The organism is Paraburkholderia aspalathi, from assembly GCF_905220735.1.
Taxonomy (GTDB): Bacteria; Pseudomonadota; Gammaproteobacteria; order Burkholderiales; family Burkholderiaceae; genus Paraburkholderia; species Paraburkholderia aspalathi.
Genome location: NZ_CAJNBA010000002.1, coordinates 1348366 through 1364044, shown reverse-complemented (window position 1 = coordinate 1364044; position 15679 = coordinate 1348366). Strand labels below are relative to the sequence as shown.

General features: G+C 62.8%; 14 protein-coding genes. 13 read left to right on the top strand and 1 reads right to left on the bottom strand.

Annotation, left to right across the window (positions count from 1 at the left end; all coding sequences use genetic code 11):
* The 9 genes from phaR (at position 1) to KHO30_RS39565 (ending at position 8587) form a co-directional block, all read left to right on the top strand.
* Positions 1 to 618, top strand: a complete 618-nt coding sequence (gene phaR / locus KHO30_RS16855; protein ID WP_054039487.1) for a polyhydroxyalkanoate synthesis repressor PhaR — start codon at positions 1 to 3, stop codon at positions 616 to 618.
* Between the two features lie 389 nt (positions 619 to 1007).
* Positions 1008 to 2054, top strand: coding sequence for a tRNA dihydrouridine synthase (locus KHO30_RS16850; protein WP_211701635.1), 1047 nt, complete (start codon positions 1008 to 1010; stop codon positions 2052 to 2054).
* A 116-nt stretch (positions 2055 to 2170) separates the two neighbouring features.
* Positions 2171 to 3562, top strand: a complete 1392-nt coding sequence (rimO, locus tag KHO30_RS16845; protein ID WP_054039491.1) for a 30S ribosomal protein S12 methylthiotransferase RimO — start codon at positions 2171 to 2173, stop codon at positions 3560 to 3562.
* Between the two features lie 3 nt (positions 3563 to 3565).
* Positions 3566 to 4522, top strand: coding sequence for a sugar kinase (locus KHO30_RS16840; protein ID WP_211701634.1), 957 nt, complete (start codon positions 3566 to 3568; stop codon positions 4520 to 4522).
* 75 nt (positions 4523 to 4597) lie between these two features.
* Positions 4598 to 5782, top strand: a complete 1185-nt coding sequence (gene bktB, locus KHO30_RS16835; RefSeq protein WP_211701633.1) for a beta-ketothiolase BktB — start codon at positions 4598 to 4600, stop codon at positions 5780 to 5782.
* 120 nt (positions 5783 to 5902) lie between these two features.
* A complete protein-coding gene (locus tag KHO30_RS16830; RefSeq protein WP_211701632.1) occupies positions 5903 to 6562 on the top strand; it encodes a hypothetical protein in 660 nt (219 codons plus the stop codon).
* Positions 6563 to 6576: 14 nt separating this feature from the next.
* Positions 6577 to 7761 (top strand): cystathionine beta-lyase, encoded by a 1185-nt coding sequence (locus tag KHO30_RS16825; RefSeq protein ID WP_211701631.1) that lies wholly within the window; start codon positions 6577 to 6579, stop codon positions 7759 to 7761.
* A 195-nt stretch (positions 7762 to 7956) separates the two neighbouring features.
* A complete protein-coding gene (locus tag KHO30_RS16820) occupies positions 7957 to 8406 on the top strand; it encodes a hypothetical protein (RefSeq protein ID WP_200621604.1) in 450 nt (149 codons plus the stop codon).
* A 49-nt stretch (positions 8407 to 8455) separates the two neighbouring features.
* Positions 8456 to 8587 carry a hypothetical protein gene (locus KHO30_RS39565; protein WP_266210658.1) on the top strand — a complete coding sequence of 44 codons (132 nt, stop codon included), beginning with the start codon at positions 8456 to 8458 and terminating at the stop codon, positions 8585 to 8587.
* A 50-nt stretch (positions 8588 to 8637) separates the two neighbouring features.
* Here the strand turns inward: KHO30_RS39565 and serB are convergent, their stop codons facing one another.
* A complete protein-coding gene (gene serB, locus KHO30_RS16815; protein WP_211701630.1) occupies positions 8638 to 9477 on the bottom strand; it encodes a phosphoserine phosphatase SerB in 840 nt (279 codons plus the stop codon).
* A 393-nt stretch (positions 9478 to 9870) separates the two neighbouring features.
* Here serB and KHO30_RS16810 point away from each other — a divergent pair, with 393 nt between their 5' ends.
* From KHO30_RS16810 to KHO30_RS16795, 4 genes are all read left to right on the top strand, one after another.
* On the top strand, positions 9871 to 11127 hold the full coding sequence (locus KHO30_RS16810; protein WP_211701629.1) for a cytochrome P450: 1257 nt from the start codon (positions 9871 to 9873) through the stop codon (positions 11125 to 11127).
* Positions 11128 to 11351: 224 nt separating this feature from the next.
* Positions 11352 to 12350 carry a non-homologous end joining protein Ku gene (gene ku, locus KHO30_RS16805; RefSeq protein WP_093632665.1) on the top strand — a complete coding sequence of 333 codons (999 nt, stop codon included), beginning with the start codon at positions 11352 to 11354 and terminating at the stop codon, positions 12348 to 12350.
* A gap of 55 nt (positions 12351 to 12405) precedes the next feature.
* Entirely contained in the window at positions 12406 to 15321 is a 2916-nt protein-coding gene (ligD, locus tag KHO30_RS16800; protein ID WP_211701628.1) for a DNA ligase D, read from the top strand.
* Positions 15322 to 15365: 44 nt separating this feature from the next.
* Positions 15366 to 15668, top strand: a complete 303-nt coding sequence (locus KHO30_RS16795; RefSeq protein WP_093632667.1) for a hypothetical protein — start codon at positions 15366 to 15368, stop codon at positions 15666 to 15668.
* The last annotated feature ends 11 nt before the right edge of the window (positions 15669 to 15679 follow it).

The window sequence follows — 15679 nt, the reverse complement described above, 5'->3', positions numbered from 1 at the left end:
ATGACCACTACTACAAAGAAAACAGCCGAACGACTGATCAAGAAGTATCCGAATCGCCGGCTCTACGATACCGAGACAAGCACGTACATCACGCTGACGGACGTTAAGCAGCTCGTGCTGGATCAGGAGGATTTCAAGGTCATCGATGCGAAGAGCAACGAGGACCTGACGCGCGCCATCCTGTTGCAGATCATTCTCGAAGAGGAGAGCGGCGGCCTGCCGATGTTCTCGTCTTCGATGCTGTCGCAGATCATCCGTTTCTACGGCCATGCCATGCAGGGCATGATGGGCACGTATCTGGAGAAGAACATCCAGGCCTTCATCGACATTCAGGCGAAGCTCGCCGACCAGTCGAAGAATCTGTACGAAGGCAAGGCGATGAACCCCGAAGTCTGGTCGCAATTCATGAACATGCAGGCGCCCATGATGCAGGGCATGATGACCAGCTACATCGAACAGTCGAAGAACATGTTCGTGCAGATGCAGGAGCAGATGCAGAATCAGGCGAAATCGATGTTCGCGACCTTCCCGTTCACGCCAGGTGGACCGGTGAATGCGGCAGGCGGACCGGCCACGCCGGCTACGCCGCAAACCAATCCGGAGCCGGAGAAGAAGTAACGGCGCGACGCCGACGCGGCGACTGGGTCTTTACGCGTCGGCCCCATGGCCAAACAACGGTGCAGGAGTGGTGTGCCCGTCGCTCGATGAGGCGGCGGGTGGGCCACGGCGGCCTGCGTGCCGGGCGCAAGCGGACGGGCGCGGTACAATTACGGGTTGCGTGCGCTGGTGCTGTTGCAGGGTGTGGTCTTCGTGATCTTTTTGATCCCGTTACCCCTCAGGCCGCGGCGCAGCGTCCCATTTGTCGCCGTCGCCACCGCTGTATCCCAGCCCCACCTATGTCACAGACCCGTTTCCCTACCATCCCCACGCTTTCGATTCCGAAGGCCGGATTTGTCAGCTTTGGCTGACCGTACGATTCGCAGAAGCAGCTTAGGCGTCGTTCCCACATGAGCCAGCTGTTTCTTGCGCCCATGGAAGGGCTCGCGGACTACGTATTGCGCGACGTGCTGACCAGCACGGGAGGATTCGACGGGTGTGTCTCCGAATTCGTCCGGGTGACGGGTTCGGTGCTTCCCGAGCGTGTCTACGAGCGGGATACACCCGAAGTCCTCCACGGAGGACGCACACCCGGCGGCACGCCGATGGTGATCCAACTTCTTGGTAGCGATCCTGAATGGATGGCACTGAATGCGGCCCAGGCCGCCAGCCTGTCGCCGCATGGACTCGATCTGAACTTCGGCTGTCCAGCCAAAGTCGTCAACCGGCACGGTGGCGGCGCGATGCTGCTCGCGCATCCTGAACAACTGAACCGGATTGTTTCTGCCGTTCGCGCCGCCGTGCCTGGCGGCATTGCCGTGACGGCAAAAATGCGGCTCGGCGTGTCCGATACATCGCTTGCGATCGACTGCGCCACGGCGCTGGCGGAAGGCGGCGCGGCCTCGCTCGTCGTGCATGCCAGAACGCGCGACCACGGCTACCGGCCGCCGGCCCACTGGGAGTGGATCGCGCGTATCGACGACGCCGTGGACGTGCCGGTCACCGCCAACGGAGAAGTCTGGACGGTTGCCGACTGGGAGCGGTGCCGGGCCGTTAGCGGTTGCGCGGATGTAATGATCGGGCGGGGCGCCGTATCGGATCCTTTCCTGGCATTGCGCATACGCGGGCTGATGGAGCAGACGGCTTCCGGCGAGGAATGGCCGGCCGTGCTCGGCTTGCTTGCCGATTATCTGAAAAAGTTGCAGGCCCGCGTCGCGGCCCGCCATGAACACGGGCGCGTCAAAATGTGGCTCAGCTATCTCAAACGGACGTGGCCACAGGCTGCCGAGCTGCATACAGCCATCCGGCGCCTGCATGATTCGCGCGACATTCTTGACGTAATCGAACGCGCCCAGGCACTCCATGGCTTGATCCCGATGCCGGCGCACCAATACGCGGCCGATCCGGCAACGCCCCGCTACGTGGCCGACTGCACGGTCGCCGGCGCGGTACAATAAAGGGTTGCGTGCGCGGGACGCTGTCCGGGCCGTGGTCTGACTGACCATTGGCCCTTGGCCTTGCCGCACCGTCCCCATTTGTCGCCATCGTCACCGCTATACGCCGGACCCATCCTATGTCGCAGACCATTTCCCCCGCCGTGCCGACCCCTTCGACTCCGAAGGTCGGTTTCGTCAGCCTCGGCTGTCCTAAAGCGCTTGTCGATTCCGAGCAGATCATCACGCAGCTGCGCGCCGAGGGCTACGAGATCTCCGGCACGTACGACGGCGCGGACCTCGTCGTCGTCAACACGTGCGGCTTCATCGACGAAGCGGTGCAGGAAAGCCTCGACGCGATCGGCGAAGCGCTCAGCGAAAACGGCAAGGTGATCGTCACGGGCTGTCTCGGCGCCAAGCAGAGCGCGAGCGGCTCGAATCTGATCGAAGAAGTGCATCCGAAGGTGCTGGCCGTGACCGGTCCGCACGCGCTGGGCGAAGTGATGCAGGCGGTGCACAATCATCTGCCGAAGCCGCACGATCCGTTCATCGATCTGGTGCCGGCTGCCGGCGTGAAGCTCACGCCGCGTCACTACGCCTACCTCAAGATTTCCGAAGGCTGCAACCACCGCTGCACGTTCTGCATCATCCCGTCGATGCGCGGCGACCTCGTGTCGCGCCCGGTCGCCGACGTGATGCTCGAGGCGGAGAACCTCTTCAAATCCGGCGTGAAAGAACTGCTCGTGATTTCGCAGGACACGAGCGCATACGGCGTCGACGTGAAATACCGCACCGGCTTCTGGAACGGCAAGCCGATCAAGACGCGCATGACCGATCTGGTCGGCGCGCTCGGCGAACTCGCGGCGCAATACGGCGCATGGGTCCGTTTGCATTACGTGTATCCGTATCCGAGCGTCGACGAAGTCATTCCGATGATGGCCGAAGGTCCGTTCAAAGGCCACGTGCTGCCGTATCTGGATGTGCCGTTCCAGCACGCGCATCCGGAAGTGTTGAAGCGCATGAAGCGTCCGGCCAACGCCGAGAAAGTGATGGAACGCGTGAAGGCGTGGCGCGAAATGTGCCCCGATCTGACGATCCGCAGCACGTTTATCGCGGGCTTCCCGGGCGAGACTGAAGAGCAATTCCAGACGCTGCTCGATTTTATTCGCGAGGCGGAGCTGGATCGGGTCGGCTGCTTTGCTTATTCGCCGGTCGAAGGCGCGAGCGCCAACGAACTCGACGGTGCGTTGCCCGACGAAGTGCGTGAAGAACGCCGCGCGCGTTTCATGGAAGTGGCCGAAGAAGTGTCGGCCAAACGGATTGCGAAGAAGGTTGGCAAGACGCTGAAAGTACTCGTCGACGAGATCAATGCCGACGGCGGCATCGGCCGTACCGCGGCGGATGCGCCCGAGATCGACGGCGTCGTGTACATCGCACCGGCCACCAAGGCGTCCAAGCGTTATAAGGTCGGCGATTTTGTCTCGGTAAAGATCACCGGCGCCGACGGTCACGATCTGTGGGGCGAGGTCTAAGCAATGACGGTGAGCACCGCCGGCACGCCGGCAACCCGGCCTCCGCGTCCGGAGATCCTCGCGCTCGGCGAGGCGATGATCGAGTTCAACCAGTCGGCTAAAGATCAGCCGAACTATCTGCAAGGCTTCGGCGGCGATACGTCGAACTTCTGTATTGCGGCAGCAAGGCAGGGCGCGAAGACGGGTTTTGTGTCGGCCGTGGGCAGCGACCATTTCGGGCGTCTGCTGATCGATCTGTGGGAACGCGAACAGGTTGAGACGTCGCTCGTGCGCGTCGATCCGCACGCGCCCACCGGCGTCTATTTCGTCTCGCACGGTCCCGCAGGTCACGCGTTCGACTATCTGCGTGCGGGTTCGGCTGCGAGCCGCTACGCGCCGCACGATTTGCCGCTCGATGCGATCGCTGCGGCCAAAGTCATCCACTTGTCCGGCATCAGCCTCGCGATCAGCTTAAGCGCCTGCGACGCCGCGTTGGCGGCGATCGAACATGCGCGCGCGAACGGCGTACGCGTGAGTTTCGACACCAATCTGCGTTTGAAGCTGTGGCCGCTCGCAAGAGCGCGCGCGGTGATGCTCGAAGCCATTCGTGGCACCGACATTTGTCTGCCGAGCTGGGACGACGTAACCGAGCTCACCGGCTTGACCGGCCGTGACGAGATCGTCGACTTTCTGCTGTCGCACGGTCCGCGTGTCGTGGCGCTCAAGCTCGGCAAGGAAGGTTCGTATATCGCCACGCCGGATGAGCGGCGCGTCGTGCCGGGCCACGTCGTCAACGCGGTCGATGCGACTGGCGCGGGGGATTGCTTCGGCGGCGCATTCATCGCGCGCATCGTCGCGGGTGACGATCCCTTTCAGGCGGCGCGTTATGCGAACGTCGCCGCGGCACTGTCCACGCAAGGTTACGGCGCGGTCGCGCCGATCCCTTCGCGCGCGACGGTCGAACACATCCTGGCCGGCTGACAGTAACGCGCTCTGAGGCGCGCGCCGCAGCCTGCCAGGACACGATTATCTTGAGACACTAAACAGGAGCGAGCGATGCAACGAGACGTGGTGGTGGTAAGCGGGGTGCGTACGGCGATCGGCGGTTTTGGCGGCAGTCTGAAGGATTTTCCGCCGACCGATCTCGGCGCACGCGTCGTGCGTGAAGTGCTGGCGCGTGCGAACGTGTCGGGCGACGAAGTCGGTCACGTGGTGTTCGGCAACGTCGTGCATACCGAACCGAAAGACATGTATCTGGCCCGCGTGGCCGCGATCAACGGCGGCGTTGCGCAACATGCGCCCGCGTTGACCGTCAACCGCCTGTGCGGCTCGGGCCTGCAGGCCATCGTCTCGGCCGCGCAAAGCGTGCTGCTCGGCGACGCCGACATCGCGATCGGCGGCGGCGCGGAAAACATGAGCCGTGCGCCGTATTCCATGCCGGCTGCGCGCTTTGGTCAGCGCATGGGCGATGCGCGCCTCGTCGACATGATGGTCGGCGCGCTGAACGACCCGTTCCAGTCCATCCATATGGGCGTGACCGCTGAGAACGTCGCCCGCAAGTACGACATCTCTCGCGAAACGCAGGATGCGCTCGCGCTCGAATCGCATCGCCGTGCGGCCAACGCGATCACGAGCGGCTACTTCAAGGACCAGATTCTGCCGATCACGATCCCGTCGAAGAAGGGCGACGTCGTGTTCGATACGGATGAACACACGCGTATGAACGCAACGGCCGAAGACTTCTCCAAGTTGAAGCCGGTGTTCGCCAAGGAAAACGGCACGGTGACGGCCGGCAACGCCTCGGGTATCAACGACGCCGCCGCGGCGGTCGTGCTGATGGAACGCAGCGTCGCCGAAAAGCGCGGCATCAAGCCCTTGGCGCGGCTGGTTTCGTACGCGCATGCAGGCGTCGATCCGGCCTACATGGGCATCGGCCCGGTGCCGGCGACGCGCAAGGCGCTCGAACGCGCCGGCCTGACGGTCGCCGATCTCGATGTGATCGAAGCGAACGAAGCGTTTGCCGCTCAGGCGTGCGCTGTCAGCAAGGAGCTCGGTCTTGATCCGGCCAAGGTCAATCCGAACGGTTCGGGCATTTCGCTCGGTCACCCGATCGGCGCAACCGGCGCTCTGATTACCGTCAAGGCGTTGTATGAGTTGCAGCGCATTGGCGGCCGCTATGCGCTGGTGACGATGTGTATCGGCGGCGGGCAGGGCATCGCGGCGATCTTCGAACGGATCTGAAGCTGAGGCGGGGCAACGTGACGCCACGCGAGGCGTCGCGCTGGCCCCGCCGAACTGAGCCCGGTAGCAAGCGGCTAGCAAACGAGTATCGAGCAGTATCAGGCAACAAGGAAAGAACGGATGCAGGAATCCAAAGCGATGAAGGGTGTGACGCGCCGGCGCGGTTGGGCAGTCCTCCAGGGGCACTTCCTTCGGGGTTTAGTGAGCGCGGCCGCATTGCTGTGTGTCGGCGCCGGGGCTGTGCTGCCCGCGCAGGCATGGGCGGAAAGCGACGCGGTGAAGGAACTGGCGGCGCCCCCGCCGATTCAGTTGCCGCTCAAGCCGAGCCCCGAATTCGCGAAGTTTCCGCGTTACGCCGGCATGCTGGGTTCGCGTCAGATCGTGCTGCGTCTCGGCGCGAAAACCGACGATCCGGCCGGCGTGCACGGCGAGTATCAGTACACCGACACCGGCGAGGTGATCCTGATCGCGGGTGACCGCGACGGCGATACGCTCGAAGTCGAGGAGTCGAACGACGGCACGCATATTACCGGCAACTGGGTGGGCAAGTTTGCCGCCGACGGCTCGGTGGCGGGCGACCGGATGAACGTCGACGATTCCGACCCGCAGCCATTCGATCTGAAGCCGCTGGCAGCGGGGCAGGCTGTGCCGGCTGCTTCAGCGAGCGCCGGTGCTGCCGCTAACAAAGCTGCGTCCGCCGGCAGCGCAGCAGCGCCTGCCTCGGCGACAGGCGGTGGTCACGCCGTTGGCGGGGTGAGCAACCTGCAAATCGGCGAATAAGATCTACCTACACCATGACCCAATCCAAACTCAAACGCGGCCTGCAAACTAGCATCGTGCGTCACGAAGACCAGCTTACGCCGGGCTTCGAATCCTTCTCGACGCCGGTGACGCGCGCTTCGACCGTCGTGTTCCCCGATCTCGCGACGATGCGCGCGCTCGACTGGAAAAACGACGCGCAATGGCGCTATGGCCTGCACGCCACGCCGACTTCGCTCGCGCTGGCGCAGCGGCTTGCCACCATCGAAGGCGGCAATCACGCGTTGCTGCAGCCGTCGGGTTTGTCGTCGATTTCGAACGTGTACTTCGGCCTCTTGAAGACTGGCGACGATGTGCTGATTCCCGATAACGTCTACTCGCCGAACCGCGATCACGGCGACTGGCTGGCGCGCGATTTCGGCATCACCGCGCGCTATTACGATCCGATGATCGGCGCGGGTATCGCGGATCTGATCCAGCCGAATACGCGTTTGATCTGGCTCGAAGCGCCCGGCTCGGTCACGATGGAAGTGCCCGACGTGCCCGCCATCGCCGCGGCGGCGCGTGCGCGCAACGTCGTCACGGCGATCGACAATACCTGGTCGGCGGGGCTCGGTTTCCGGCCGTTCGACCACGGCGTCGACATCTCGGTGCAGGCCTTGACCAAGTACCAGTCAGGCGGCGGCGACGTGCTGATGGGCGCGACGATCACAGTCGATCGCGACTTGCATCTGAAGCTGAAGGCCGCGCGCATGCGCACGGGTATCGGTGTGTCAGTGGATGACTGTTCGCTGATTCTGCGCAGTCTGCCGAGCATGCGCTTGCGTTTCGAACAGCATGACCGTGCAGCGCTCAGCCTCGCCCACTGGCTGAAGACGCGTCCGGAAATTGCCGCGGTCCTGCACCCGGCGTTGCCCGACTGTCCGGGGCATGAGTTTTTCAAGCGCGACTTTACCGGCGCCGGCGGACTGTTCTCAGTGGTGTTCGACGCACGTTACAGCGCGGCGCAAATCGACACGTTCTGCGAGTCGCTCGAGCTGTTTTCGCTCGGCTGGAGCTGGGGCGGTGCGCACAGTCTCGCGATGCCGTACGACGTCGCCTCGATGCGCACGGAAGGTCAATGGCCGTATCGCGGCACGCTGGTACGGTTCTATATCGGCCTGGAAGAAGAAGCCGATTTGCGCGCGGATATCGAACAGTGTCTGACGGCGCTGAGTTGAGCGTCTGAGCGCTGGCTGCTGATTGCCGGCGATTGCAGAAGGTTGAGAAAGCCCATTGTGACGTGTTCACGATGGGCTTTTTGTTTTGTCAAGATGGCCAGTAAGCCTAACCATTCGGACGAGTGGTCGACGCCGGATCCCGACGCTACGATGGTGCGCACTTTACTAACGGTTGCCGCACTATGGTGAGTTTCGATGAATCTATTTTTCTGGATGTTACTGAATCTTGGCGTGCCGATTGTCGGCCCGATCTTTACGCTAGCGCTCGTCGCACCCACGCACGGCTGGCGCGTCGCGAAGGCGTTGATCGCCGCATCAGTGAAAGACGGCCAACTGTTCTGGTGTGCGATCGGGCTGTGCGCGGCCGCGGTTTATGAGGCGGTGACCGCGCTGGAGCGGGGAAGTGGCGTGGTGCCGATCCTGGCCTTCGCCATCGCCGGACTCTGCATCGTGGCGTTTTCCTGTTCCACTATCGTCATGTCGGCGCTGGTCAATGCGCATCATGACCGGGCGGGCACGCAAGCTCACAATCGGCGGACACCGGACGTTGCCGGTTTGTTATCGCCCGTAGCAATTGGCGCCTCTATTTTTGCAACGGCCGTCGCCGCAGTTCTGTTTGCAATCCTACACGTGCGCCTGATTTAGTTTTTTTAGATAACGCAGCAATTATACTAATCAGCTTAAGGAGGCACTCATGCACAAACTATTCACGTTTCTGGAATCCGACGAAAATTTCGCTCGTGTTGTGAAGTGGGCTAACGTTGTGAACGGCACCGTTGCGGTCAGCGTGTTAGGTGTGTTCCTGATCAGCTATCTCAACAAATAATGCTCTTGTCAGCGCTGGCCGCCATCGCATCGGCCAGCGCAAACCCGGCTTCAAAACAGGCGCAGCAAACCATCCAGCCCAACGTGGTTGAACGCCACACTGGCTGCTTCGCGCACTACCGGCTTCGCACGGAACGCTACCGAAAGTCCGGCAGCCGCCATCATTTTCAGATCGTTCGACCCATCGCCCATCGCAATCGCGCGGGTTGACTCGATGCCCAGTTGGGCGCATGTCTCGCGCAACGTGCGTGCTTTCACGTCGGCGTTGACGATCTCGCCGATTACCTCGCCGGTCAACTTTCCATCCACGATTTCGAGCGTGTTCGCGTGCGTGAAATCGAGGCCGAGCCTGGCTTTCAGTTTTTCGGTAAAGAACGTGAATCCGCCCGACACCAGCAGCGTTTTCAATCCGGCCGCTTTCGCGCCGGCCAGCATTCGTTCGGCGCCCGGCGAGAGTTGCAGCCGCTCTTCATAAACGCGTTCGAGCGCGCCGGCGTCGAGCCCCTTGAGCAGTGCCACGCGGCGAGTCAGGCTCTCATTGAAGTCCTTGATTTCGCCGCGCATCGACGCTTCTGTGATCGCGGCGACTTCCGCTTTCAATCCGCAGAAGTCGGCGATTTCGTCGATGCATTCGATCGTGATCAGCGTCGAATCCATATCCATTGCGACGAGGCCGAAGTCACGCAACTGGCGGCCGGGTTCGACAAACGCGTAGTCCAGTTGATGCGTGCTGCAATAGACCTCAAGGTCGCCGCGCTGCGCAACGTTCGCGTCGGCGATACGAATCGCGTTCGCGTCGATGACAGCGGCGCGTGAGCCGCGCGCAAGCGCGACGAGCGTTTTGTGGTGGTCGGCGGAAAGAGGCGCGGTGCTTTGGATGACGAGGTTCATGGACGACGCATTGAAGCGGAAAAGGGCGGCCGCGCGAGGCGCGCGGAAAATTCCGTCATTGTAACGGTTCGGCGGCGTGCGGCCCGCAGGGGCAGCCGACAAAGGGCGACAGGTATCCGCGGGCGGCACTCGAGCCGACGGGCGGCAATTGGCCAATAGACAAACAAACGACCGGCCAGGAGGCCCATCGCCTGGCACATCGCGTAACCATCTGGGCAATCCACCGTGCAACGATCAGGCGCCCGCGTCATACTGGCGCTTCGAACGACGCCTCGCAGCCTATCGAACCCGCCAAGCCCGTCGCGCCCAAAAGGCGCGCAGCACACCCGCACGTGGCAAGCCTCGGCAAGGTATCGGCACCCATGACGAGGCGCACTACCACGGAGACAAGCAATGCCCCCTGCGACAGTCAGCGACGCGTCCGCCCTCGCACGCGATTTCGATCTGCGGCAACTGAGCCCCGCGTTCTATGCCGACCCATACCCGGTCTACCACGCGCTGCGCACCCATGAACCGATCAAACGCATGCCGGACGGCTCGCTGTTTCTGACGCGTTTTCGCGACGTGCAGGCGGTCTACCGCGACCCGAAAACATTCAGTTCCGACAAGACCGTCGAATTCAAACCGAAGTACGGCGACTCGCCGCTCTACACCCACCACACCACCAGTCTCGTCTTCAACGATCCGCCGCGTCACACGCGGGTGCGCAAACTGATCGCCGGCGCGCTGACGGCGCGCGCGATCGCGGCCATGGAGCCGGGGCTGATCCGCCTCGTCGATGGTTTGCTCGATGCAGCCGCCGCGCGTGGCCGGATCGATCTGATCGGCGAGTTCGCGTCGACGATTCCGGTCGAGATCATCGGCAATCTGCTGGATGTGCCGCACGCTGAGCGCGAGCCGTTGCGCGACTGGTCGCTGGCGATACTCGGCGCGCTGGAGCCGTCGCTGAGCGAGGCGCAGCTCGAACGGGGCAACCGTGCGGTCAGCGAGTTTGTCGACTATCTGCGCGATCTGGTGGCACGGCGCAGGCGCGAGCCTGGCGATCCGCAACATGACGTGCTGACACGCCTGATTCAGGGCGAACAAGGCGAACAGGGCGGCGAGCAATTGTCGGAAGCGGAACTGCTGCAAAACTGCATCTTCATCCTGAACGCCGGTCATGAGACCACCACGAATCTGATCGGCAACGGTCTCGTTACGCTCACCGGCTGGCCGGAGCAGCGCGCCGCGTTGCTGCGCGAACCGTCGCTGATAGAGTCGGCGGTCGAAGAGTGTTTGCGGTTCGAGAGCTCGAATCAACTGGGTAACCGGATGGCCACCGTCGACACGGAGATCGGCGGCGTCGCGGTGGCGCGCGGTACGCCCGTCACGCTGTGCATCGGCGCGGCCAATCGCGACCCCGAGCAGTTCGCGGAGCCGGATCGCTTCGACATCCGCCGTGATCCGAACCGGCATCTGGCGTTCGGCTTCGGCATTCACCAATGCGCGGGGTTGTCGCTCGCGCGACTCGAAGCGCGTATCGCCATTGGGCGCTTCGTGCAGCGCTTCCCGGCGTATCGGCTCGACGGCGGGCCAACGCGCGGCGGACGGGTGCGGTTTCGCGGCTTCGCTGCGGTCCCGATCGAACTTGAACCGGCAAGCGGTGGTTGAAGATCGGCGCTTGCCGAGCACCGTTAGACGAGCCGACAAGCGCCGTATCTTTTGCCGACATGACGCAAGACTTACAGCCGATGCCGGCGGCAACCTGCACGGCGCCAAGGCGGCAATAGCGCCCAGAACCGTGGCAGCCACCGCCGTGCCGCGCGAGCGAAAGCGCGCAAAACCGTGGCACGCTTGCTGCTTCACCAAAGGTCTCAGGCCTTGGGGAGCGCACGATGGCACACATGATCTGGAAGGGCGCAATCAGCTTTGGCCTCGTCCACGTTCCGGTGCAGTTGTATCCGGCGACGCAGTCAGAGAAAGTCGGCTTCAATCTGCTGGACAAGCGCTCGATCGATCCGATCGGCTATAAGCAGATCAACAAGCGCACCGGCAAGGAGGTGGCGCGCGAGAACATCGTGCGCGGTTTCGAGTACGAAAAGGACAAGTACGTCGTCCTCTCCGACGACGAGATTCGGGCGGCCAATCCCGAGTCGACCCAGACGGTCGATATCCTCGCCTTCATCGACGCACCCGACATTTCGTTTCTCTATCTCGACACGCCATACTTCCTGACGCCTGACCGCAAGGGCGAAAAGGTGTACGCGCTGCTGCGCGAAGCGATGAAAGCGTCGGGCAAGATCGGCGTGGCGAGTGTCGTGCTGCACAACAAGCAGCATCTCGCGGCACTTATTCCGGTCGGGCCGATGCTGGCGTTGAACACGTTGCGCTGGGCCGTCGAGGTGCGCGACTTCGACGAATTCAAATTGCCGCCGGAAGGAATGAAGGCGGCCGGCGTGACCACGCGCGAACTCGACATGGCGAAAAAGCTGATCAACGACATGAGTGACAAGTGGGATCCGTCGCAGTATCACGACACCTTCCACGATGACATCATGGCGCTGGTCGACCGAAAGATTCGCGCGGGTAAGACCGAGGAAATCACCGAGGTCGAGGCGCCGCGCGAATCGCGTCAATCTGCCGACATCCTCGATCTGTCCGATCTGCTCAAGCGCAGCCTCGGTCGCGGCAAAGGCAAGCCGGCGGCGGGCGCGCGCAAGCATGCCGCGGACGATGACGAGGAGGGCGACGATGCCGAAGCCGAAGCAGCCGCGCCAGCCCGCAAGAAGCCGCGTGCAGTGCGCTCGGCGGCCACGGGCCGCAGCGGTGGCAAGACCAGTGGCGCCAGCGCCAAGTCAGCCCCGGCTGCACGCAAACGGCGTGCGGCCGCCTGATCGCTCGCTTGATCGATAACACCGCACCAGCTCGATCCACGACGAGTTCATCTCCATGAACGACAGGCTCGATCTCTACAGCCGCAAGCGCCGCTTCGGCGAAACGCCGGAGCCATCGGGCACGGCTGCGCGGAAGAAAGCCGGCCGCAAGAGCGCCGCGCGCATCTCGAACGAGGCGCTGTCATACGTGATTCAGGAGCACGACGCGCGGCGCTTGCATTACGACTTCCGCCTCGAACTGAACGGCACGTTATTGTCGTGGGCGGTGCCCAAGGGGCCGAGCCTCGACCCGTCGGTGAAGCGGCTCGCGGTGCATGTCGAAGATCATCCTGTCGAATACGGCTCTTTCGAAGGTGAGATCCCGCCTGGCAACTACGGCGCGGGAACCGTGATCGTGTGGGATCGCGGGACGTGGGACCCTGTCGGCGGCGCGGCGGAGGCGGAGGAATCGTACAAGGCGGGCAAGCTTAAATTCCGGCTTTTTGGTGAAAAGCTGCACGGTGGCTGGACGCTGGTGCGCAGCCATATGCGCGGCAGTGGCGACAAGGAGCAGTGGCTGCTGATCAAGGAGCGCGACGCGGAAGCACGCGATCAGAACGACTACGACGTCCTGAAGGAGTGCCCTGGCAGCGTACTGGAGGGCAGTGGGTCGGCGGGCAAGCGCGCAAAGGCCACGAGAACCGCGACAAAAACGGCTGCGAGCGAGCCCACACGCCAGAGCGCAAGCAAGACCGGAGCGAGGACTGCAATCAAGGCCGCCAGGACTGCAAACGTCGCCAGTGCCAAAGAAACAGCATCGAACTCGAACATCACTGGCAGGAACCGCGCGAAAGCCAGCTCTTCAAGCCGTCCCGACCCGAAAAAAACCGACATCGTGTCGACCCGCAGCACACAGTCACTGCGCGAGCTGGCCGCATCGCCCTCGATTGAAGGCGCGGTCAAGGCCGCGTTGCCCGCCACCTTCAAGCCGCAACTGGCTACGCTCGTCGACGCCGCGCCACCCGGTGATGAATGGGCATACGAAATCAAGTTCGACGGCTATCGTGTGTTGACCCGCATCGATCGAAACGCAAAGACCCGTACGCTCAAGGTGTTCACGCGTGCAGGCAACGACTGGACCGCGAAGTTCGGCAAGCAGGTGAAGGCGTTCGAACGACTCGACATCGAAAGCGCCTGGCTCGACGGCGAAGCGGTGGTGCTAGACGACAACGGCGTACCGAGTTTTCAGGCGCTGCAAAACGCATTCGACGCGGACCGCCCGCAGGACATCGTCATCTATCTGTTCGACGTGCCGTTCCTGAACGGCTACGACCTGCGAGACGTGCCACTCGAGCAACGCCGCGCGATTCTGCGCGCGTTGTTGGAAGGGGGGGATGGGCACGATGACAGCGTACTGCGCTTCTCGAACGACTTCGCGTTCAGCGCCGACGATCTGCTGAAGAGCGCGTGCGACATGGCGCTCGAAGGCATCATCGGCAAACGGCGCGATAGCGGCTATACCTCGGGGCGTTCGTCCGCATGGATCAAATTGAAATGCCGACGCCGCCAGGAATTCGTGATCGGCGGCTATTCGGAGCCGGCGGGTAGCCGTGCGGCCTTCGGTGCGTTGTTGCTTGGCGTCTACGGCGAGAAAGGCAAACTGCAATACGCCGGTCGTGTCGGCACGGGTTTCGATGCGGCGTTGCTGCGCTCGCTCAAGAAGGAACTCGACGCGCACGCCACCAGCCGCATGCCGTTCGCCAGCACACCGCGCGAGCGCAGCCGAACGCCGGTGCATTGGGTCGAACCGGTGCTTGTCTGCGAATGCAATTTCGCTGAATGGACGAGCGAGGGCATCGTGCGGCAGGCGTCGTTCGTGAGTCTGCGCAATGACAACCCGGCGCGGCAGATCGTCAGGGAAGCATCCCGTAAAGGAGCCGATGTGCAGGAGCAAACCGATACCGCATCCGACACCGTGGCGAAGAAGCGCGCGACGAAAAAGAACGCTGCGAGTGCCGCATCCGAGTCCGCTAAAAAAGGTGCAGTGAAGACGCCCGCAACAAAAACCACGGCAGCGAAATCAAAAACCGCTGCAACACCGGCCTCAGTCGCCGGCGTCCGCGTATCCCATCCCGACCGCGTCATCGACAAAAGCACCGGCACCCGCAAAATCGATCTCGTGCGCTACTACGAATCGGTCGCCGACTGGATGCTGCCGCATCTGCAAGACCGGCCGGTCTCGCTGGTGCGCGCGCCCGAGGAGATCGGCGGCGAGCTGTTTTTCCAGAAGCATAGCCAGAAGCTGTCGATTCCTAACGTCACGCAGCATCCCGGACTCGATCCTGGTCATCCACCGCTGATTACCGTCGATACGCTCAAGGCGCTGGTCGGCGCCGCCCAGATGGGTACGATCGAATTTCACACATGGAATGCTGTGGTGTCGAACATCGAAAAACCCGATCGCATGGTGTTCGATCTCGACCCGGACGCATCGCTCGGTTGGGAGCGGATGATCGAGGCCGCGCAACTGACGCGCTCGCTGCTCGAAGAACTCGGGCTGACTTCGTTTTGCAAGACGAGCGGCGGCAAGGGGTTCCATGTCGTGGTGCCGCTCGCGAAGCATGCCGGCTGGGACGAAGTGAAGACGTTTTCACAAGCCGTCGCGCAGCATATGGCGACGACGTTGCCCAAGTACTTCAGCGCGAAGATGGGCGCCCAGAATCGCAAGCAGAAGATCTTTGTCGATTACCTCCGCAACAACCGCGGCTCGAGTACGGTGGCCGCATTCTCGGCACGCGCCCGACCGGGGCTGGGCGTTTCAGTGCCGCTCTCGTGGGATGAAGTCGCCACCACCACGAGCGGCGATCAATGGACCATCGAAAACGTACATGAGCGTCTCGCAGACCTCGAGCGCGACCCGTGGGCGGACTACGCAAAGACACGTCAACGCATCACCGCAGCGATGAGAAAGCGTCTGGATGAAGCGGAGTGACCGCGCCCCAGCCGACCTGATTCAACCTGAAAAAGGAGCAAACCATGAAGACCTCAGCGCAATCGTCCGACGGCGAGAAGCAGGCCGACCCGCATGCAAAGATGACTCCGCGTTCACGCGAGGAAGCGTCGGCGCCGCTGCCGCATGAAACCGATCAGGACCCGGAATCGCAACATGAAGACGCTCCGCGTCGTGTCGGCAAGCAGGCGCATCGCGACATCGAGCGCGGACTGAAGGACACGGACCGCCGCGGCGGTGACGAGTATCAGCAAAAGACGCAAAACGATGCGCACGTGGACGTCAACTCCGATGGCAAAGCAAGTGGTGGCAGGCCCAGCAAGCGCTGATCCGCGGAAAA